Annotated in this window: 19 protein-coding genes; 18 read left to right on the forward strand and 1 reads right to left on the reverse strand. The window is 63.1% G+C overall.

Annotation, left to right across the window (positions count from 1 at the left end; genetic code table 11):
- Positions 1–3: 3 nt before the first annotated feature.
- From AB4Y40_RS21755 to AB4Y40_RS21835, 17 genes are all read left to right on the forward strand, one after another.
- Entirely contained in the window at positions 4–1,791 is a 1,788-nt protein-coding gene (locus AB4Y40_RS21755) for an ATP-binding cassette domain-containing protein (protein WP_368689522.1), read from the forward strand.
- Positions 1,788–2,537 (forward strand): ABC transporter ATP-binding protein, encoded by a 750-nt coding sequence (locus tag AB4Y40_RS21760; protein WP_368689523.1) that lies wholly within the window; start codon positions 1,788–1,790, stop codon positions 2,535–2,537. The genes AB4Y40_RS21755 and AB4Y40_RS21760 overlap by 4 nt, the downstream gene beginning before the upstream one ends.
- Before the next feature lie 196 nt (positions 2,538–2,733).
- Positions 2,734–4,701 carry a tRNA uridine-5-carboxymethylaminomethyl(34) synthesis enzyme MnmG gene (gene mnmG / locus AB4Y40_RS21765; protein WP_368689524.1) on the forward strand — a complete coding sequence of 656 codons (1,968 nt, stop codon included), beginning with the start codon at positions 2,734–2,736 and terminating at the stop codon, positions 4,699–4,701.
- Entirely contained in the window at positions 4,698–5,396 is a 699-nt protein-coding gene (gene rsmG, locus AB4Y40_RS21770) for a 16S rRNA (guanine(527)-N(7))-methyltransferase RsmG (protein ID WP_368689525.1), read from the forward strand. Before mnmG ends, rsmG begins: the two co-directional genes overlap by 4 nt.
- A 97-nt stretch (positions 5,397–5,493) precedes the next feature.
- Positions 5,494–6,264 (forward strand): ParA family protein, encoded by a 771-nt coding sequence (locus AB4Y40_RS21775; RefSeq protein WP_069264452.1) that lies wholly within the window; start codon positions 5,494–5,496, stop codon positions 6,262–6,264.
- 18 nt (positions 6,265–6,282) lie between these two features.
- Positions 6,283–7,170, forward strand: coding sequence for a ParB/RepB/Spo0J family partition protein (locus AB4Y40_RS21780; protein ID WP_368689526.1), 888 nt, complete (start codon positions 6,283–6,285; stop codon positions 7,168–7,170).
- A 94-nt stretch (positions 7,171–7,264) separates the two neighbouring features.
- On the forward strand, positions 7,265–8,380 hold the full coding sequence (locus tag AB4Y40_RS21785) for an SLC13 family permease (RefSeq protein ID WP_368689584.1): 1,116 nt from the start codon (positions 7,265–7,267) through the stop codon (positions 8,378–8,380).
- Positions 8,381–8,677: 297 nt separating this feature from the next.
- Positions 8,678–9,271, forward strand: coding sequence for an ATP synthase subunit I (locus tag AB4Y40_RS21790; RefSeq protein WP_368689527.1), 594 nt, complete (start codon positions 8,678–8,680; stop codon positions 9,269–9,271).
- A gap of 171 nt (positions 9,272–9,442) precedes the next feature.
- Positions 9,443–10,294, forward strand: coding sequence for a F0F1 ATP synthase subunit A (gene atpB / locus AB4Y40_RS21795; protein ID WP_069264450.1), 852 nt, complete (start codon positions 9,443–9,445; stop codon positions 10,292–10,294).
- 66 nt (positions 10,295–10,360) lie between these two features.
- Complete coding sequence (gene atpE, locus AB4Y40_RS21800; RefSeq protein ID WP_028203308.1) at positions 10,361–10,630, forward strand: F0F1 ATP synthase subunit C; 270 nt, start codon at positions 10,361–10,363, stop codon at positions 10,628–10,630.
- A 140-nt stretch (positions 10,631–10,770) separates the two neighbouring features.
- Positions 10,771–11,241, forward strand: a complete 471-nt coding sequence (locus tag AB4Y40_RS21805; RefSeq protein ID WP_133183351.1) for a F0F1 ATP synthase subunit B — start codon at positions 10,771–10,773, stop codon at positions 11,239–11,241.
- Positions 11,242–11,243: 2 nt separating this feature from the next.
- A complete protein-coding gene (locus AB4Y40_RS21810) occupies positions 11,244–11,783 on the forward strand; it encodes a F0F1 ATP synthase subunit delta (RefSeq protein ID WP_368689528.1) in 540 nt (179 codons plus the stop codon).
- Positions 11,784–11,850: 67 nt separating this feature from the next.
- The gene (gene atpA / locus AB4Y40_RS21815; RefSeq protein ID WP_069264448.1) at positions 11,851–13,392 is read left to right on the forward strand and encodes a F0F1 ATP synthase subunit alpha; all 1,542 of its coding nucleotides are present in this window, start codon (positions 11,851–11,853) and stop codon (positions 13,390–13,392) included.
- Positions 13,393–13,477: 85 nt separating this feature from the next.
- Complete coding sequence (atpG, locus tag AB4Y40_RS21820) at positions 13,478–14,359, forward strand: F0F1 ATP synthase subunit gamma (protein WP_028203312.1); 882 nt, start codon at positions 13,478–13,480, stop codon at positions 14,357–14,359.
- An 87-nt stretch (positions 14,360–14,446) separates the two neighbouring features.
- On the forward strand, positions 14,447–15,841 hold the full coding sequence (atpD, locus tag AB4Y40_RS21825) for a F0F1 ATP synthase subunit beta (protein WP_321922700.1): 1,395 nt from the start codon (positions 14,447–14,449) through the stop codon (positions 15,839–15,841).
- An 81-nt stretch (positions 15,842–15,922) separates the two neighbouring features.
- Positions 15,923–16,348 carry a F0F1 ATP synthase subunit epsilon gene (locus tag AB4Y40_RS21830; protein ID WP_028203314.1) on the forward strand — a complete coding sequence of 142 codons (426 nt, stop codon included), beginning with the start codon at positions 15,923–15,925 and terminating at the stop codon, positions 16,346–16,348.
- 330 nt (positions 16,349–16,678) lie between these two features.
- Complete coding sequence (locus AB4Y40_RS21835) at positions 16,679–18,439, forward strand: AMP-binding protein (protein ID WP_368689529.1); 1,761 nt, start codon at positions 16,679–16,681, stop codon at positions 18,437–18,439.
- Positions 18,440–19,182: 743 nt separating this feature from the next.
- Here AB4Y40_RS21835 and AB4Y40_RS21840 read toward each other — a convergent pair.
- Complete coding sequence (locus AB4Y40_RS21840; RefSeq protein WP_368689530.1) at positions 19,183–19,995, reverse strand: transporter substrate-binding domain-containing protein; 813 nt, start codon at positions 19,993–19,995, stop codon at positions 19,183–19,185.
- Positions 19,996–20,219: 224 nt separating this feature from the next.
- Here AB4Y40_RS21840 and hemE point away from each other — a divergent pair, with 224 nt between their 5' ends.
- Positions 20,220–21,311, forward strand: coding sequence for a uroporphyrinogen decarboxylase (hemE, locus tag AB4Y40_RS21845; protein ID WP_368689531.1), 1,092 nt, complete (start codon positions 20,220–20,222; stop codon positions 21,309–21,311).
- Positions 21,312–21,548: the final 237 nt, after the last annotated feature.

Raw genomic sequence — 21,548 nt, forward strand, 5'->3', positions numbered from 1 at the left:
GCGATGAAACGATTCGTCATGCACAACCGCTTCTTCTGGCTGTTCCTCGTGGTGATGTTCGCGTTGCCGGTGCTGCCGCATCCGGTGCACGTGCCCGAGTACTGGATCACGCTGCTCAACTACATCGGCCTGTATTCGATCGTCGCGATCGGGCTCGTGCTGCTCACCGGCATCGGCGGAATGACGAGCTTCGGGCAGGCCGCGTTCGTCGGGCTCGGTGCTTACGCGACCGCCTATCTGACGACGCAGTACGGCGTTTCGCCGTGGCTCGCGCTGATCGTCGGCGTGGTGATCACGGGGCTCGTGGCGCTCGTTCTGGGGCTCGTGACGATGCGTCTGTCGGGCCACTTCCTGCCGCTCGGCACGATCGCCTGGGGCCTCGCGCTGTTCTTCCTGTTCGGCAACCTCGACATGCTTGGCAAGTACGACGGCATCAACGGCATTCCCGTGCTGAACGTGCTGGGCATCGACCTCGAATCGGGCCGCCATATCTACTACCTGATCTGGGTCGTGGTGCTAGCGTCCGTAGTGTCGGTTCAGAACCTGCTTAATAGCCGCATGGGGCGGGCGATTCGCGCGCTGCGCGGCGGCGGCTTGATGGCCGAGGCCATGGGCGTGAACACCGGCTGGATGCGTGTGGTGATCTTCGTCTATGCGGCCGTGCTCGCGGCCGTTTCGGGCTTCCTGTACGCGCATCTGCAGCGTGCGGTGAACCCGACGCCGTTCGGTCTGAATCACGGCATCGAGTATCTCTTTATGGCCGTGGTGGGCGGCGTGGCGCACGTCTGGGGCGCGGTGCTGGGCGCGGCGATTCTCACCGTGCTGCAGGACTGGCTGCAAACGCTGCTGCCGAAGCTGCTCGGCGAGAACGGCAACTTCGAGATCATCGTGTTCGGCATTCTGATGGTGCTGCTGCTGCAATACGCTCGCCGCGGCGTCTGGCCGTTCGTGGCGCGCTTCTTCCCGCGCGGTCCGCGGGCGCATGTGCCCGAGCACGCCGAGGCTTTGCCGCAGCGCAGCAAGCCGACCACCGGCGAAATGCTGCTTACCGTGAACAAGGCGCGCAAGCAGTTCGGCGGCCTCGTGGCCGTGAACGACGTGAGCTTCGAAGTGAAGGCGGGGCAGATCATCGGCCTGATCGGTCCCAACGGCGCGGGCAAGTCGACGACCTTCAATCTCGTGACCGGCGTGCTCCAACCGACCAGCGGCGAGATCACGTTCCGCGGCGAGCGCATCGATCGCCTCACTTCACGTGAAATCGTCGCGCGCGGCATTGGCCGCACGTTCCAGCACGTCAAGTTGCTGCCGACGATGACGGTGCTCGAGAACGTCGCTATCGGCGCACACCTGCGGGGTCATGCGGGCGTGCTGCGCAGCGTCGCCAAGCTCAATGCAACGGAAGAAGGGCGGCTCATGAGCGAGGCGGCGAAGCAGATCCGCCGCGTGGGGCTCGAGCAGCATATGTATGACGAAGCGGGCAGCCTTGCGCTCGGCCAGCAACGCATCCTGGAGATTGCACGCGCGCTGTGCTGCGATCCGACCTTGCTGCTGCTCGACGAGCCGGCGGCGGGCCTGCGTTACAAGGAAAAGCAACAGTTGGCGGCATTGCTGCGCAAGCTGAGAGAAGAGGGGATGAGCGTGCTGCTGGTCGAACACGACATGGATTTCGTGATGAATCTCACCGACCGCCTGGTGGTGATGGAGTTCGGTACGCGCATCGCAGAAGGTCTGCCGGAAGAGGTGCAGAAGGACCCGGCGGTGCTCGAAGCATATCTGGGCGGGGTGGAATGATGACGACTCCCGTACTGGAAGTTTCCGGACTCGCGGTTCGCTACGGCAAGATCGAGGCGCTGCACAAGGCGGCGATCAAGGTGGGCACGGGGCAGATCGTCTCCGTGATCGGTCCGAACGGCGCGGGCAAGTCCACGCTGCTCAACGCCATCATGGGCGCGCTGCCCGTGACGGGGCACGCGAGTGGCCGCATCGCTTATATGGGCGAAGAGATCGGCGAGCTGCCGATCGAGCGGCGCGTGGCGCGCGGCATGTGTCTCGTGCCGGAAAAGCGTGAGCTGTTCGCCTCGATGACGGTGGAGGACAACCTCGTGCTCGGCGCATACCGCCGCAAGCGCGCCGGTGAGCGTAATTTCCTCGATCAGCTCGATCCGGTTTTCGCGCTGTTTCCGCGCTTGAAGGAGCGCCGGGCGCAGGCGGCCGGTACGCTCTCGGGCGGCGAGCGGCAGATGCTTGCAGTCGGCCGCGCATTGATGGGCAAGCCCGATCTGCTGATGCTCGACGAGCCGAGCCTGGGTCTCGCGCCGCTGATCGTGAAGGAAATCTTCCACATCATCAGTGCGCTGAGGCAAACCGGCGTCGCGACGCTGCTCATCGAGCAGAACGCGCGCGCCGCGCTGCAGATTTCCGATTACGGCTACGTGCTGGAAACCGGCGACCTGGCGCTCGAAGGGCCAGCAGGGGAGTTGGCGCAGAACCCACGCGTGATCGAAACGTATCTCGGGTTGGCCAAGAAGCCGGTCTGACTTCGTCTATTGCTGTAGAAATGAGCGGTGTGTTTCACGTGAAACACGCCGCTTTTTTTTTGTTCAACACGGGCCGCGTCCGGGAACAAAATTCGGGTGTGAACGGCCGAAAACCCGAAACCGTTATAATTCGCGGATACCATTTTTTTCTGAGAAGGTTCACGCGGTCGTTTCCGTCCATGCGTGAGGTCCCGCCATGCTTTATCCCACAGAGTTTGACGTAATCGTCGTCGGCGGCGGTCACGCCGGAACCGAGGCTGCGCTTGCCGCCGCCCGCATGGGCGTCAAGACGCTCCTGCTCACGCACAACATCGAAACGCTCGGCCAGATGAGCTGCAATCCGTCGATTGGCGGCATTGGCAAGGGCCACCTGGTCAAGGAAGTCGATGCGCTCGGCGGCGCCATGGCCGCGGCGACGGACGAGGGCGGGATCCAGTTCCGCATCCTCAATTCGTCCAAGGGCCCGGCAGTTCGGGCGACGCGCGCACAGGCCGACCGCATTCTTTATAAGGCGGCGATCCGCCGTCGCCTCGAGAATCAGCCGAATCTGTGGCTGTTCCAGCAGGCCGTGGAAGACTTGATGGTCGAAGGCGACCGCGTCGTGGGCGCCGTCACGCAGGTGGGCATCCGCTTCCGCAGCCGGGCAGTCGTGCTGACGGCGGGGACGTTCCTCGACGGCAAGATCCACGTGGGCCTGAACAACTACACGGGCGGCCGCGCTGGCGACCCTGCTGCCGTGACGCTCTCGTCGCGCCTGAAAGAGCTGAAGCTGCCGCAGGGCCGCCTCAAGACGGGCACGCCGCCGCGTATCGACGGCCGCACGATCGACTTCTCGGTGCTCGAAGAGCAGCCGGGCGACCTCGATCCGGTGCCGGTGTTCTCGTTTCTCGGCCGCGCCGAGCAGCATCCGCGCCAGATTCCGTGCTGGGTCACGCACACGAACGAGCGCACCCACGACATTATCCGCGGCGGTCTCGACCGCTCGCCGATGTACACGGGCGTGATCGAAGGGGTAGGACCGCGCTATTGCCCGTCGATCGAGGACAAGATTCATCGCTTCGCGTCGAAGGAGTCGCATCAGATCTTCCTCGAACCGGAAGGCCTGACGACGAACGAGTTCTACCCGAACGGCATCTCCACGAGCCTGCCGTTCGATGTGCAGCTCGAGCTCGTGCACTCGATGCGCGGCCTCGAGCACGCGCACATCCTGCGTCCGGGCTACGCGATCGAATATGACTACTTCGACCCGCGCGGCCTCAAGGCTTCGCTCGAAACCAAGGTCATCAACGGCTTGTTTTTTGCGGGCCAGATCAACGGCACCACAGGCTATGAAGAGGCGGCAGCACAGGGCTTGCTCGCCGGCATGAACGCAGGCCTGCAGGTGCAGGGCAAGGACGCATGGTGCCCGCGCCGCGATCAGGCGTACCTCGGCGTGCTGGTCGACGATCTGGTGACGCGTGGTGTTTCCGAGCCGTATCGCATGTTCACGAGCCGAGCCGAATACCGCTTGAGCCTGCGTGAAGACAACGCGGATATGCGTCTGACGGAGATCGGTCGCGAGCTGGGTGTGATTGATGACGTTCGTTGGGACGCGTTCTGCCGCAAGCGCGATACTGTTTCACGTGAAACAGAGCGTCTGAAGTCGACGTGGGTGAACCCCAAGACGCTTTCGGCTGAAGAAGCGACGGCACTGCTTGGCAAGTCGATCGACCGCGAATACAACCTTGCGGACCTGCTGCGCCGCCCGGGCGTGAGTTACGACGGCGTGTGCGGTCTGCGCGAAGGCGCTTGCGCGCCGGAAACTCCGCTCGCCGACGACGAGGTGCTGCTCGCCCAAATCAAGGAGCAGATCGAAATCGGCATCAAATATCAGGGCTATATCGATCGCCAGGCCGACGAGATCGAGCGCAATGGCGCACAAGAAAATACCCGTCTGCCCGAAGGCATCGACTACGCGGAAGTGCGCGGTCTTTCGTTCGAAGCGCGCCAGAAGCTGAGCCAGTTCCGCCCTGAGACGATCGGCCAGGCGTCGCGCATTTCGGGCATTACGCCCGCCGCTATTTCATTGCTGATGGTGCACCTCAAGCGTGGCCTCGGCCGCCGTCGCCAGAATCCAGGCGTTGCTGACGAAAGCGGCACCGACTCGACGCCGGTGGCGCAATGACGGGCCGCTCGAGGCAACCCGGTATTGCGGACCGCGACGCGCTGGCTCGTCTGCTGAAAGAGGGCGCCGAGGCACTGGGTGTCGAACTCAGCGAACGGCAGCACGAGCAGTTGCTCGACTACGTTACGCTGCTCGCGAAGTGGAACGCCGTGTATAACCTCACGGCGATCCGCGATCCGCGTCAGATGTTGATCCAGCATATTCTCGATTCGCTCTCGATCGTGCCGCATCTGCCGACGCGCGCCGAAGCAACGGTGCTCGATGTCGGCTCCGGCGGTGGACTGCCCGGCATCGTGCTCGCAATTGTGCGCCCGGACTGGCAGGTCACGCTCAACGATATCGTGCAGAAGAAGTCGGCGTTCCAGTCGCAGGCGAAGGCTGAACTCGGACTCGCGAACCTCTCGGTGGTGACCGGCCGGGTCGAATCGCTGCGTCCCGGCGTCGAAGTACCGAAAAAATTCGATTTGATCGTGTCTCGGGCATTCGCGGATCTCGCCGATTTCGTTACACTGGCCCGTCATCTCGTTGCCGACGGTGGCGCGATCTGGGCCATGAAGGGTGTGCACCCCGAAGGCGAGATCGAGCGCCTGCCGGCGGGCACCCGGGCGCTGAATACAATCCGCCTGAGCGTGCCGATGCTCGATGCGGAGCGCCACTTGATCGAAGTGTCGGTTGAGTCGGTCGCAGCGGCCTGAACCGGTCCTGCGATGGCCAATCGGCCGAATGGTGCGCGAAGCAGTTGCGTCATAACGTCAGCAAACTACTTAAGGCAGTAAAAGGGACACACAAAAGATGGCAAAAATCTTCTGCGTTGCGAACCAGAAGGGCGGCGTCGGCAAGACGACGACAACGGTCAATCTCGCCGCGAGCCTCGCATCGCAGGGACAACGTGTCCTTCTCATCGACCTCGACCCACAGGGCAACGCCACGATGGGCAGCGGCATCGACAAGGCCGCGTGCGAGAACACGGTGTACGAGGTGCTCGTCGACGGCGTCACGGTGAACGCCGCGCGCACGCGGCCGGAGCAGGTCGGCTACGACGTGCTGCCGGCCAATCGCGAGCTGGCCGGCGCCGAGGTCGAACTGGTGACGGTCGAACAGCGCGAGCGGCGCCTGAAGGCTGCGCTCGCCGAAGTCGACGCCGACTACGACTTCGTACTCATCGACTGCCCGCCGGCGCTTTCGCTGCTCACGCTCAACGGCTTGTGTGCCGCCCATGGCGTGGTGATCCCGATGCAGTGCGAATACTTCGCGCTCGAAGGCCTTTCGGATCTCATCAATACGATCAAGCAGGTCCACGCGAACATGAATCGCGACCTGAAGGTGATCGGCCTTCTGCGCGTGATGTTCGACCCGCGCATCACGCTGCAGCAGCAGGTTTCCGAGCAGTTGAAAGAGCACTTCGGCGACAAGGTCTTTGACGCCGTGATCCCGCGCAACGTCCGCCTCGCCGAAGCACCCAGCTACGGCTTGCCGGGTGTGGTGTTCGATCGCGCCTCGCGCGGCGCACAGGCCTACGTGCAGTTCGGCGCGGAAATGATCGAGCGCGTGCGCGCACTCTGACGAGACTGGGGAAGCACGATGAATGCAGTAGCACGGAAGAAGGGGCTGGGCCGGGGGCTGGAGGCATTGCTCGGCGGCAGCGCGGACATCACCGAGGCGGTGAAGATCGACGGCGCGCCCAACACGCTGCCGCTGACGCAGATGCAGGCCGGCAAGTACCAGCCGCGCACGCGCATGGACGAGGGCGCGCTCCAGGAACTGGCCGCGAGCATTCGAGCGCAGGGTCTGATGCAACCGATTCTCGTGCGCCCGGTTGCGACGGGGCGCTACGAAATCATCGCGGGCGAGCGACGCTTCCGTGCTGCGCACATCGCCGGCCTGACCGAAGTGCCGGTGCTCGTGAAGGACGTGCCCGACCAGGCCGCCGCCGCGATGGCGCTGATCGAGAACATCCAGCGCGAGGACCTGAATCCGCTGGAAGAGGCGCAGGGCATCCAGCGCCTGCTCGACGAGTTCAGCTTCACGCACGAGCAGGCGGCCGAGTCGGTGGGACGCTCGCGCAGCGCGGTGTCGAACCTGCTGCGTCTGCTCAACCTCGCGGCGCCCGTGCAGACCATGCTGCTGGCCGGCGATCTCGACATGGGCCACGCCCGCGCGTTGCTCGCCGTGGATGCCGCCACGCAGATCCAGCTCGCCAACCAGGTAGTCAACAAGCGGATGTCGGTGCGTGAAACGGAAAAACTCGTTTCGGCCACCACGAAGGCCGCACCGGCGGTGAAGGCGAAGGCCGCGCACGACGGCGGGCGCGACACGCGCCGCCTCGAAGAGGAGTTGTCGGACCTGCTCGCCGCATCGGTGAAGATCAAGCTTGGCCGACGCGGGCGAGGGCAGCTCACGGTCGACTTCGGCGACCTCGACGCGCTCGACGGCATCCTGCTGCGCCTGCGCGGCGAGACGGCGGCGTGATGGGCACGATGGGCACGATGCGCGCCGCCGTGGCTAACGCACGCGCCGGCGCATAAAGCCGGTGCGCGAATCGGAGCAGGGCGCGCGTGAGCCCTTGAGCCTGTTGCGCCGCATCGGTGCATTCGCCGTTTCGGAGCCGGTGCTCGCGATCCTCGTCGTGGCGTTCGTGGCGTTGCAGATTTACGCGCCTCGTCCCATCGCCTCGCTGCCCGCACTCGTCGACTGGCAAACGGTGATGACCCTCGCGGGCCTACTCATTCTGACGAAGGGTATCGAATATTCAGGACTGCTGACCTGGCTCGCGCACAAGCTCGTCCACCACATTCACTCGGAGCGCGGGCTCGCGTTGCTGCTCGTCGCGCTGGCCGCGGTGCTGGCGATGATCGTGACCAACGATGTGGCGCTTTTCGTCGTGGTGCCGCTCGTGCTGTCGCTGCACAAGCTCACGCCGCTGCCGCTCAAACGGCTCGTGATCGTCATCGCGCTTGCCGTGAACGCGGGTTCGGTGCTCACGCCGCTCGGCAACCCGCAGAACCTGTTTCTCTGGCAGGTGAGCGGGGTCTCGTTCGGACACTTCGTCGTGGGGCTCTCGCCGCTTTGCGCGTTGCTCATGGCGATGCTCATCCTGCTCTCCGCGTTTCTTTTCAAGGCCACACCGCTCGATCTCTCGAAAGACGCCGCGCCGCAGCGCGTCGATCGCGCATTGGCGAGCGTGGCGGCCCTGCTCTTCGTCGCGTTCGTGCTGCTCGCCGATGCACATCACGCAGGCGTCGCGCTGGCCGCCGTCGCCGCGGGCTTCGTGATCTGGCGCATTCGCATCGTGCTCAAGATCGACTGGCTGCTGCTGCTGATCTTCGTGCTGATGTTCATCGTCCTGCGCAGCGTGGCCGCGCTGCCCGCTATCCATCACGCGCTGACGTCGCTGTCGCTGCAAACGCCGATGCGCGCCTTTGCCGCAGGCGCGGTGCTGTCGCAAGTTATTAGCAATGTTCCGGCCGCCATTGTGCTCGCGGGCTTCACGCACGACTGGCGCGCGCTCGCGTTTGGCGTGAGCGTGGGCGGCTTCGGGGTCGCCATCGGCTCGCTGGCGAATCTCATCGCCGTGCGTCTGTCCGGCCAGCGCGGCGTGTGGATGCTGTTTCACCTGATCGCCGTGCCGTTCTGGATCGTGGCCTTTTTGGGCGGCGCGCTGCTGCTGCATCTGTTCTGACGGCACCCCGTCCCACATCCTGGCGCATAGCCCGGGTTGCGCGCCAGATGGCCTCAAAATTACCTGGTCATCCTGATGATTGCGCCTTGCCTGCTACGCCCCTTACAGTTACCGGTCACACCCTCGCGGCGCTGAGTTTTCCGCATCATGAAGTCGCATTTCACGGGTGTTATTGAAGGGCCTAAAGTCTTGAATTGCCTGCAACTATCGCTTACAATCGCCCGGATTTATTTGGTTGGCGATGCCGTAAGTGCGCTGTAATAAAACGCGTGCAAGGCGAATTTCCGGAATAAAGCGATGGTGGGTCAGAGGCCAGATGAAGCGCCGCAAGCGCATGAAGGGCCCGATGTACCGCCGGGCGCAGTCGGAGCATCCAGCCGGGGGCAGGGTGTAGCGGCAAAAAATTCCGGACGCGTTGTTTCCAAAGCGGATCACAACGCGCGCTGGGATGAGCTGGACGCCAGCCAGCAAGATAACAACGACATCGTTCCGCTCACCCGGGCCGAAGCCGAGCAGATCTTCGGCGCACAGGTGAGTCGCCCATCGCGCGTCACGCCGTTTCGTGTCGTCGCGGCGCAAGTGGTTTTGTCCCTGGTTGCAACGTTGGCGTGGTGGCTGTTTTATAAGCCGCCGGGCAGTGCTGCGTTGTCGGCCTTCCTGGGCGGAGCGATCTGCTGGTTACCCGGTGCGCTGTTCGCGGCGCGCCTGAAGCAGTTGAGCAGGGCGGGCACCGTATTTAACTGGATGCTCGGTGAAGCCTTCAAGATGGGGGCGACGATTGCGATGTTCGTCGCCATCGCGTTCTGGTATCACGACGTGCTGTGGATTCCGCTGCTCGTCACGTACCTGATCGCACTAAAGACATACTGGATCGCGCTCGCGTGGCGCTGACCCACCCACATCGCGCCGCCTCAAGTCAAGGCGTCGAAGCGATGATGGTGGAAGTTAGCTGGCCGATGCGAAGTAGATAAGACACGATCCACGGCGGCGCGTTCCCGCAATACAGTATTGCGGCGGGAACGGCCGAAAACGATTTTCGACAATTTGGGTGGCTCTAACGATATGGCAGCTAGCGAAGGAACGAGCGGACCGGGTCCGTCCGAGTACATTGCTCACCACTTGCAGAACTTTGCGACCTCGCACCAGACGTCGATCGTCGACTTCAGCGTCTGGAACATCGACACGCTGTTCTGGTCGATTCTGTGCGGCGTCGTGACGATCCTCATCCTGCGCCTCGCTGCGCGCAAGGCGACCCCGGGCGTACCGGGCCGCTTCCAGTGCGCCATCGAAATGCTGGTCGAGATGGTCGAGGACCAGTCCAAGTCCATCGTCCATGGCAACCGCGCATTTATCGCACCGCTCGCGCTGACCGTCTTCATCTGGGTCGCGCTCATGAACTCGCTCGACTTCATTCCCGTCGACCTGCCCACGCGCGTGATCGGCTGGCTCGGCCTGTCCGAAGCACTGCCGCACCAGCGCATCGTCCCGACTGCCGACCTCAACGGCACGTTCGGCATCGCGCTCGGCGTGTTCGTGCTGATGATTTACTACAACCTCAAGATCAAGGGTCCTGGCGGCTTCGCACACGAGCTGCTCTCGGCCCCGTTCGGCGCGCATCCGCTCCTGTGGATCCCGAACCTTGCACTGAACATCATCGAGTTCGTCGCCAAGACGGTTTCGCTCGCCCTGCGGTTGTTCGGCAACATGTATGCAGGCGAGCTGCTGTTCCTGCTGATCGCGCTGCTGGGCGGTCTGTGGAGCTTCGGCGCGGACACGACGGTGCTTGGCTTCATCGGCCACGTGATTGCGGGCAGCGTCTGGGCGATCTTCCACATCCTGATCGTTCTGCTGCAGGCGTTCATTTTCATGATGCTGACGCTGGTGTACATCGGCCAGGCACACGACAAGCACTAAGTGCTCGTCAAACCAGATTTGCAGTTTTAAATCCCCAGTTCCAGAAAATCTCAATAAGGAGTGATCATGCAAGCTTTCATCGCCAACATCCAGGGTTTCACGGCCATCGGTATCGGCATCATCATCGGCCTGGGTGCAATCGGCGCCTGTATCGGTATCGGCCTGATGGGTGGCAAGTACATCGAAGCGTGCGCACGTCAGCCTGAGCTGATGAACCCGCTGCAAACGAAGATGTTCCTGCTGGCTGGTCTGATCGATGCGGCGTTCCTGATTGGCGTTGGTGTTGCAATGCTGTTCGCGTTCGCTAACCCGCTGCTCTCGAAGCTCGCGGGCTAAGTTCCCTGGAAGGTTGCGCCTGACCTATAACGGGTAGTGGGCGCATGGCGGAACGGGAGACGAGGCGCTGATCGAGTTTCACAACCGATGAGCGCCTTGCCGTTTCAATTCCCCGGAATAGCAACGATTAAGGAAACACCGTGAATCTCAACGCAACCCTGTTTGCGCAAATGGTCGTGTTCCTGATCCTCGCGTGGTTCACGATGAAGTTCGTGTGGCCGCCGTTGATCAACGCCCTCGACGAGCGCTCGAAGAAGATCGCAGACGGCCTGGCCGCTGCGGAAAAGGGTAAGGCGGAACTCGAAGCGGCGCACAAGCGCGTCGGCGAAGAGCTCGCCACGGCCCGTAACGAGGGTCAAAGCCGTATCGCCGACGCTGAAAAGCGCGCGCTGGCCGTCGCAGAAGAAATCAAGGCCCAGGCACACGCCGAAGCGGCACGCATCATCGCTCAAGCGAAGGCCGACGCCGACCAGCAGGTCGTCAAGGCACGCGAAGCACTGCGTTCCGAAGTCGCAGCTCTCGCTGTGCAAGGCGCCGAGCAGATCCTGAAGCGCGAAGTCGATCAGTCGGCCCACGCCGAACTGCTGAATCAACTGAAAGCCGAGCTCTGATCATGGCCGAACTTGCAACCATCGCCCGCCCGTACGCAGAAGCATTGTTTGGCGTGGCCGAAGCTGGTGACACCGCCGCCTGGTCCACGCTCGTTTCGGAGCTGGCACAGGTTGCGGCCTTGCCCGAGGTGCAGTCGGTCGCGACGAGCCCGAAGGTGAGCCATGCCCAGGTCGCCGAGCTGCTGCTCGCGGCGGTCAAGTCGCCGGTCAAGGAATCGGCCGAGGTGAGGAACCTCGTGCAGATGCTGATCGAGAATCATCGCCTGGCGCTGCTGCCGGAAATCCAGACGCAGTTCGAAGCGCTCAAGAACGCCAGGGCAGGTGCTGCTGACGCAGTGATCGTCAGCGCGTTCCCGCTCGAAGGCACGCAACTGGACGAACTCGTGGCCAGTCTCGAACGCAAGTTCAAATGCAAGCTGAAGCCGACGGTCGAGGTCGACAAGTCGCTGATCGGCGGCGTGCGCGTCACGGTCGGCGACGAAGTGCTCGATACCTCGGTCCGCGCGCGGCTCGCCAGCATGCAGGTGGCTCTGGCCGCCTGAGCGCCCCGATTACAAATATCGGGCGCGGCGGCTGGCACGCAACAGAATTGAACATCAGGAGCGAATAATGCAACTCAATCCCTCTGAGATCAGCGAGCTGATCAAGAGCCGGATCCAGGGCCTTGAAGCGAGCGCAGACGTTCGCAATCAGGGTACCGTGATCTCCGTGACCGACGGTATCGTGCGTATCCACGGCCTGTCGGACGTGATGCAGGGCGAAATGCTCGAATTCCCGGGCAACACCTTCGGCCTCGCGCTGAACCTCGAGCGCGACTCGGTCGGCGCGGTGATTCTGGGCGAGTACGAGCACATCTCGGAAGGCGACATCGTCAAGACGACGGGCCGCATTCTCGAAGTGCCGGTTGGCCCCGAACTGATCGGCCGCGTGGTCGACCCGCTCGGCAACCCGATCGACGGCAAGGGCCCGGTCAACGCCAAGATGACCGACGCGATCGAAAAGATCGCTCCGGGCGTGATCTGGCGTGAAGGCGTGTCGCAGCCGGTGCAAACGGGTCTGAAGTCGATCGACTCGATGGTGCCGATCGGCCGTGGCCAGCGTGAGCTGATCATCGGCGACCGTCAGTGCGGCAAGACCGCAGTGGCCGTCGACACGATCATCAACCAGAAGGGCAAGGACCTCATCTGTATCTACGTCGCCATCGGTCAGAAGGCTTCGTCGATCCAGAACGTGCTGCGCAAGCTCGAAGAAACGGGCGCGATCGAATACACGATCGTCGTCGCCGCTTCGGCTTCGGAATCGGCCGCGCTGCAGTACCTCGCGCCGTACGCCGGCTGCACGATGGGCGAATACTTCCGCGACCGCGGTCAAGACGCCCTGATCATTTATGACGACTTGACCAAGCAAGCCTGGGCATACCGTCAGATCTCGCTGCTGCTGCGCCGCCCGCCGGGCCGTGAAGCTTACCCCGGCGACGTGTTCTATCTCCACTCGCGTCTGCTCGAGCGCGCCGCGCGCGTGTCGGCCGACTACGTCGAGAAGTTCACGAACGGCGAAGTGAAGGGCAAGACGGGTTCGCTCACCGCACTGCCGATCATCGAAACGCAAGCCGGCGACGTGACCGCATTCGTTCCGACGAACGTGATCTCGATTACCGACGGCCAGATCTTCCTGGAAACCGACCTCTTCAACGCAGGCATCCGTCCGGCAATCAACGCCGGCGTTTCGGTCTCGCGTGTGGGTGGTGCGGCTCAAACGAAGGTCGTGAAGAAGCTGTCGGGCGGTATCCGTACCGACCTCGCGCAGTACCGTGAACTGGCGGCATTCGCCCAGTTCGCATCGGACCTCGACGAAGCGACCCGCAAGCAGCTCGAGCGCGGCCGCCGCGTGACGGAACTGCTCAAGCAGCCGCAGTATCAGCCGCTGCAAGTGTGGGAACTGGCTGTTGCGCTGTTCTCGGCGAACAACGGCTACCTCGACGACATCGACGTCAAGGACGTCCTGCCGTTCGAAAAGGGCCTGCGCGAATACCTGAAGTCGAAGCACGCTGACCTCGTCGCGCGCATCGAGGACAAGAAGGACCTGTCGAAGGACGACGAGAACGCGCTCCACGCGGCTCTCAAGGACTTCAAGAAGTCCGGCGCATATTGATCCGTCCGGGAATCAATCACGATAAACGGACTGGGACCCGAGTCAGCGCGAAAGCGCTAACCCGGGTCGACAAAGGAGCAAAGCAATGGCTGGAATGAAGGAAATTCGCGGCAAGATCAAGAGCGTGCAAAACACGCGCAAGATCACCAAGGCGATGGAAATGGTCGCGGCGTCGAAAATGCGCCGTGCCCAGGAGCGCATGCGCGCCGCCCGCCCGTATGCCGACAAGGTCCGCGACATCGCTGCGCACATGAGCCGTGCGAACCCCGAGTACCGCCACCCGTTCATGGTGGAAAACACCGGTGCGAAGGTCGCAGGCGTGATTCTCGTCACGACCGACAAGGGTCTGTGCGGCGGGATGAACACCAACGTGCTGCGCGCGACGCTGCAGAAGTTCAAGGATCTGGAAGCATCCGGCACGTCGATCGAAGCAACTGCGATCGGCAGCAAGGGCCTCGGTTTCCTGAACCGTCTGCGCGCGAAGGTCGTCTCGAACGTTGTCCAACTCGGCGACACGCCGCACCTCGAAAAGCTGATCGGCGCGATCAAGGTGCAGCTCGACCAGTACTCGGAAGGCAAGCTTTCCGCCGTGTACCTCGCGTACACGCGCTTCGTCAACACGATGAAGCAGGAGCCTGTGATCGAGCAACTGCTGCCGCTGTCGGCCGAGCGTCTCGAAGCGAACGACGACGGCACGACGCCGAAGTCGGCGTGGGACTACATCTACGAGCCGGACGCGCAAACCGTCGTGGACGAGCTGCTGGTGCGCTATGTCGAAGCCCTGGTCTATCAGGCCGTGGCGGAGAACATGGCTTCGGAGCAGTCGGCCCGTATGGTGGCGATGAAGGCGGCGTCGGACAACGCGAAGACGGTCATCAACGAACTGCAGCTCTCGTACAACAAGAGCCGCCAGGCCGCGATTACGAAGGAACTTTCGGAAATCGTCGGCGGCGCAGCAGCCGTTTGATCAAGCGACAAGCGCGAACCGATTGCGAAACCGCGCCGGTGTATGCCGGTGAGCGAGTGAAGAATTCAGGTATCTAAAGGAAAATCGATGAGTACAACTGCTTTGGTAGAAGGCAAGATCGTACAGTGCATCGGCGCGGTGATCGACGTGGAATTCCCGCGCGAGAGCATGCCGAAGATCTACGACGCGCTGATTCTCGAAGGGTCGGAACTGACCCTGGAAGTGCAGCAGCAGCTGGGCGACGGCGTTGTCCGCACCATCTGTCTGGGTTCGGCTGACGGCCTGCGCCGCGGCACCGTGGTCAAGAACACGGGCAACCCCATCCGCGTGCCGGTCGGCAAGCCGACCCTCGGCCGCATCATGGACGTGCTCGGCCGTCCGATCGACGAAGCCGGCCCGATCGTGAGCGAAACGACGCGCTCGATCCACCAGAAGGCTCCGGCGTTCGACGAGCTGTCGCCGTCGGCGGAACTGCTCGAAACCGGCATCAAGGTTATCGACCTGATCTGCCCGTTCGCAAAGGGCGGCAAGGTCGGTCTGTTTGGTGGTGCCGGCGTGGGCAAGACCGTCAACATGATGGAGCTCATCAACAACATCGCCAAGGAACACGGTGGTTTCTCCGTGTTCGCGGGCGTGGGCGAGCGTACCCGTGAGGGCAACGACTTCTACCACGAAATGAAGGACTCGAACGTTCTCGACAAGGTCGCGCTGGTGTACGGCCAGATGAACGAGCCGCCGGGCAACCGTCTGCGCGTCGCGCTGACCGGTCTGACGATGGCCGAGCACTTCCGTGACGAAGGCCTCGACGTGCTGTTCTTCGTCGACAACATCTACCGTTTCACGCTGGCTGGCACGGAAGTGTCGGCACTGCTCGGCCGTATGCCGTCGGCAGTGGGCTATCAGCCGACGCTGGCTGAAGAAATGGGCAAGCTGCAAGAGCGCATCACGTCGACCAAGAAGGGCTCGATTACGTCGGTTCAGGCCGTGTACGTCCCTGCGGACGACTTGACCGACCCGTCGCCGGCTACGACCTTCGGCCACCTGGACGCAACCGTCGTGCTGTCGCGTGACATCGCCTCGCTGGGTATCTACCCGGCAGTCGACCCGCTCGACTCGACCTCGCGCCAGATCGACCCGAACGTGATCGGCGAAGAGCACTACTCGATCACGCGCGGCGTGCAGCAGACGCTGCAGCGCTACAAGGAACTGCGCGACATCATCGCGATTCTGGGCATGGACGAACTGTCGCCGGAAGACAAGCTGACCGTCGCCCGCGCTCGCAAGATCCAGCGTTTCCTGTCGCAGCCGTTCCACGTCGCGGAAGTCTTCACGGGCTCGCCGGGCAAGTACGTGCCGCTGAAGGAAACGATCCGCGGCTTCAAGATGATCGTCGGCGGCGAATGCGATCACCTGCCGGAGCAGGCGTTCTACATGGTCGGCACGATCGACGAAGCCTTCGAAAAGGCCAAGAAGATCCAGTAAGGGTTGAGTTGCCAACGGGCGGGCAGGTAACGCGTTATTTGTCCGCCGAAGCAACCCATTGACCCCAAGGAGTCGACACATATGGCAGCAACCATCAAGGTAGACGTCGTCAGCGCCGAAGAGAGCATCTTCGACGGCCAGGCGAAGTTCGTCGCGCTTCCGGGCGAGGCGGGCGAGCTGGGCATTCTGCCGGGCCACACGCCGCTCATCACGCGTATTCGTCCGGGTGCAGTGCGCATCGTGGCGGAAGACGGCGGTGAAGAGTTCGTGTTCGTCGCAGGCGGCATTCTCGAAGTGCAGCCGGGCGCCGTCACGGTCCTCGCCGACACCGCGATCCGCGGCAAGGATCTCGACGAGGCGAAGGCCACGGAAGCGCGCAAGCGCGCTGAAGAGACGCTGCAGAACGCGGGCTCGAACCTCGAGTACGCCACCGCCCAGGCCGAGCTGGCCTACGCGGTCGCGCAGCTCGCGGCGATCCAGCGCCTGCGCAAGATGAACCAGCACTAATTGGTTCTCGTACGCGCGCCTCGTGGCGCCGCGTTCGAAGCGAAAAGGGCTCCCCAAGCTGGGAGCCCTTTTTGCATTTTGGCGCCGGTGAGCGGGCACGGCCCAATGGCAACGCGATGAAAAACGCGGCATAAATGCCGTGAGCCACGGAGGTCGACAAAAACGCTCTGGCATACTTGACGTTTACGGAAAGGTAATGCCAAATCATGCGTTCGCAGTCGGCCCAGACCTGCGGGTAAGACTTGATGCCGCCCCCGGGAAAGCCGGTGGCACAATAGTTTTCAAATTCATTTCAAACGCGGGAGTGACGCTCCCCAGGAGACAGCCATCATGGCAATCGACGCAGCAGGCGCGCGCGCCGCGCCCGGTGTACATGAGCCGCTCATCGCGCCGAAAGACGGCCTTTCCTACGTGCGAGGCACGACCGACGTGCCGCTCAGCGACGCGACCCTCGGCACGTTCCTGCAGGAGACCGCGGCCCGCTTTCCCGAGCGGCCTGCCGTGGTGTTCCGCGAGCAGGGCATCCGCTGGAACTGGCGCGAGTTCGCCGCCGAAGTCGACGTGCTCGCCGCCGGTTTCGCCGAGCTGGGCATCGTCAAGGGCGACCGCGTCGGCATCTGGTCGCCCAATCGCGTCGAATGGCTGCTCACCCAGTTTGCGACCGCGCGGATCGGCGCGGTGCTCGTCAACATCAATCCCGCTTACCGCCTCGCCGAACTCGAATACGCGCTGAACAAGGTCGCTTGCAAGGCGATCGTCTCGGCCGAGAGCTTCAAGACCTCGAAGTATCTGGAGATGCTGCAGACGCTCGCGCCCGAGCTTGCGAGCGCCACGCCCGGCCAGTTGCAGGCCGCGCGCCTGCCCGAACTGCGCGCGGTCGTGCGCATGTGCGACACAGCCACGCCCGGCATGCTCTGCTTCAGCGAACTCGTGGAGATGGGCCGCGAGCGCATCGCGCGCGACGGCACGGCGTGGCTCGACGCCATCACCGCGACGCTATCGCCCGACGAAGCCATCAACATCCAGTTCACGAGCGGCACGACCGGCAATCCGAAGGGCGCCACGCTCACGCACCGCAACGTGCTCAACAACGGGCGTTTCATCGCCCAGGCGATGCGCCTCACGGAAGAAGACTCGCTCTGCATTCCGGTGCCGCTCTATCACTGCTTCGGCATGGTGCTCGCGGTGCTCGCGTGCGTCTCGGTGGGCGCAAACATGGTGTTCCCGGGCGAGGCGTTCGATCCGCGTGCGACGCTCGAAGCGGTCTCGGAGGAGGGCTGCACGGCATTGCACGGCGTGCCCACGATGTTCATCGCGGAGCTCGATCATCCGGAGTTCGCACGCTTCGATCTTTCGAAGCTGCGCACGGGCATCATGGCCGGCTCGCCGTGCCCGATCGAGACGATGAAGCGCGTGGTCTCGAAGATGCATCTCGCCGAAATCACGATCGCCTACGGCATGACGGAGACGAGCCCGGTGTCGTTCCAGAGTTCGACCACTGACCCGCTCGACAAGCGCACGACCACGGTGGGCCGCATTCAGCCGCATCTCGAAGTGAAGATCGTCGACGCGCTCGGCAACACCGTGCCGGTGGGCGAAACGGGCGAGCTGTGCACGAAGGGCTATTCGGTGATGCAGGGCTACTGGGGCGACGCGGAGAAGACGGCCGAGTCGATCGTCGATGGCTGGATGCATACGGGCGATCTCGCGACGATCGACGCCGAAGGCTACTGCAACATCGTCGGCCGTCTCAAGGACATGCTCATCCGCGGCGGCGAGAACATCTATCCGCGAGAGATCGAAGAGTTTCTGTTCCGCCACCCGAAGGTGCAGTCCGCGCAGGTGTTCGGCGTGCCCGACGCGAAGTACGGCGAGGAGGTGTGCGCGTGGATCGTGCTGCGTCCGGGCGAATCGGCAACCGCCGAGGAGATCCAGGCGTTCTGCCAGGGGCAGATTGCGCACTACAAGATCCCGAAGTACATCCGCTTCGTCGACGAACTGCCGATGACCGTGACAGGCAAGGTGCAGAAGTTCGTGATGCGCGCGCGCATGATCGATGAACTCAAGATCAGCGAGCAGAAGACGGCTTGATACGAGGTTCGATGCAATGCCGCGGCGGACGATGCACGACGCCGCTGCGGCATTGCAGAACGCACAAAAATAGTCGGGAAACCGAACGATTATCTGACGCTGGAGGGAGTGGGTGCAGAGCGATGCCTGTTGAATAACGAAACGTACAGGCGAAAAAAAAGCGGGCCTGGAGCCCGCTAAAAACCACACGCTACGGGGTTAGCGCGAGGAGACCAAAGGAGGAGCCGGGTCATGAAACGTCTTCGACGCCGGTCACGGCTCCAACAAGGATGCCCCTCGAGAGGGCTTCGGCGTAGGGCCGACCGGCTGGTGTTTTGTGTCCGCTCACACTGGCACCGTGCCACATCCGTGTTGAAACCGTTGAAGGCATTGTGGGCGAATTAAGATAGGTTCGCGGTAACAAAGTGTTTCAGGTTGTAACGCCCGTCAGATAAGGCTCTGCGGCTCTTTTTGCCATCCTGAGCGTTTTGCGGAAGTCATTTTTACCGCTATTTTTCGAGGCTGTTTGACAGCCTTGGCGGCAATTCGCGCGCGAGGATTCGAATGGCATGAAAGAAGGCCCACGGCATGGGCCTTTTACGCAGGACGCGCACGGTACAGAATTACCGGCTGCGCACATGCGCAATGCGTCGGCATTGCGCATGTGCGCGAAATGCAAACTTTGCGCGCCCCGCGTGACCCCATCTTCTGCAACTCATCGTAGCAATTCGAAGGGCCATAACAATGCGGCGCGATTCAACACCTCACTTCAGCCACTTGTCGGAGATTGCCTGATATTCGCCGCTCGCGCGCGCAAGGTGCAGCCACTGATCGACATACTGCTGGAACACCACGTCGCCGCGCGGCACCATCCACGCTTTCTCGCCGTATTGAAACGGCTTGTCGGGATGCACCGAGCACAGCCCCGGGTTGAGCTTCTGCTGCAGCATGGTCTCGGAGGCGTCGGTCACCATCACGTCGGCCTTGCCCGCGAGAATCTGTTTGAAGATCGTCACGTTGTCCGGATACATGATGAGATTCGCATTCGGCAGGAACTGTTTCGCGAAGCGCTCGTTGGTGCCGCCCGGATTCATGATCACGCGCACCGAAGGCTGGTTGATCTGCGCAACGGTCTGGTACTTCTTGACGTCTTCACAGCGCACGATCGGCGTCTTGCCGTCGACCTGATAGGCCTCGGTAAAGAACGCGCGCTTCTGGCGCTCGAGCGTCGTGGAGACGCCGCCCACCGCAATGTCGCACTTCGCGAGGAAGTCGTTCATGAGGTTCGACCACGATGTCTTCACGAACTCGGCCTTCACGCCCAGCGATTTCGCCAGCGACTGGGTCATGTCGATGTCGATGCCCTCGAACGTGCCGTCCTGCCTGTAGAACGAGTAGGGCTTGTAGTCGCCGGTCGTGCAGGCGCGCAGCGTGCCGCGCGCAATGATTTCGTCGAGGCGCGAAGGGGCGGTGGCGGTCTGCGCACCGTTGGCGGGGGTACCGGCGGACTGGTTCGTGGCGCACGCGCTCAGCAAAGCGGCGCTAACGATCGTCAGGCCGAGGGCGGCTTTTTTCATCGTGTCTCCAGATCTGGTTTTGATTGATGTAATGTTTTGGAAAGCCGTCTGATGATAGTCCTCGCGTACGCGGCCGTTAAGCGCGGACTTACCTGGGTAGGCAGGCCTATACTTCAGTGGCATTGCGCTTTCTGATCCCGCCCATCGGCGGCATGACGCGGCGGCCGCTCCGGTAAAATGGCCGCTTGCTTCCGAACCTTGGCGCGACTTCGCGCATCCAGCACGTGGCCCACACTCTCCTGAACGACACCTTCCTGCGCGCGCTGCTGCGCCAGCCGACCGAGTACACGCCGATCTGGCTGATGCGCCAGGCAGGCCGCTATCTGCCTGAGTACAACGCCACGCGCAGCCGCGCGGGCAGCTTCCTCGGCCTCGCGAAGAATCCCGATTACGCGACCGAGGTCACGCTGCAACCGCTCGAGCGCTATCCGCTCGACGCCGCGATCCTGTTCTCCGACATCCTCACGATTCCGGACGCGATGGGCCTCGGCCTTTCGTTCCAGGCAGGTGAAGGGCCGAAGTTCGCGCACCCCGTGCGTACCGAAGAAGACGTGGCGCGACTCGCCGTGCCCGATATCGGCGCGACGCTCGGCTACGTGACCGACGCCGTGCGCGAAATTCGCCGCGCGCTCACCAATGCAGAGGGGCGCCAGCGCGTGCCGCTGATCGGCTTTTCGGGCAGCCCGTGGACGCTCGCCTGCTACATGGTCGAAGGTGGCGGCTCGGACGACTTCCGCACCGTGAAGTCGATGCTGTACGCGCGCCCCGACCTCATGCAGCGCATTCTCGAAGTCAACGCGAAGGCGGTGGCGGCCTATCTGAACGCGCAGATCGAAGCCGGTGCGCAGGCCGTGATGATCTTCGACACCTGGGGCGGCGCGCTCGCGGACGGCGCATACCAGCGCTTCTCGCTCGCGTACATCGCACAGGTGGTGGCGCAGCTCAAGCGCGAGCACGACGGCGAGCGTGTGCCCGTGATCACGTTCACGAAGGGCGGCGGCCTCTGGCTCGACGAAATCGCCAATACGGGCGTGGATGCCGTCGGCCTCGACTGGACCGTCAACCTCGGCCGCGCGCGCGAGCGCGTGGGTGACCGGGTGGCGCTGCAGGGCAATCTCGATCCCACGGTGCTGTTCGCTTCGCCGGCCGCGATTCGCGAGCAGGCACGCGCGGTACTGGACAGCTTTGGCGCGCACCCGGGGCACGTGTTCAATCTCGGCCACGGCATTTCGCAGTTCACGCCGCCCGAAAGCGTGGCCGAACTCGTGGACGAAGTGCATCGTCACAGCCGCGCGATTCGCGCGAACGGTGCGTGACGTTTTTGGTGCGTCGCAGCAAGCTGGGCTCCGGGCGTCAGGGTATGACCGGGCCCAAGAGGCCATCCAGACGCCATCGCGGTCCTGTCAAGACTTGACTTATACACACTTGGCTCGTTGCGGCGCGCAAGAGGGAAAGGTTGTCGCAGGCGCCCGTTCAGGTCTGGGGAGAATCAATCAGACCCTTGACAGACAAGGCTTTCGGCGCTCCACGGCGCTGTGTGCGGTATCCCACAT

Source organism: Paraburkholderia sp. EG287B (assembly GCF_040965595.1).
GTDB lineage: Bacteria > Pseudomonadota > Gammaproteobacteria > Burkholderiales > Burkholderiaceae > Paraburkholderia.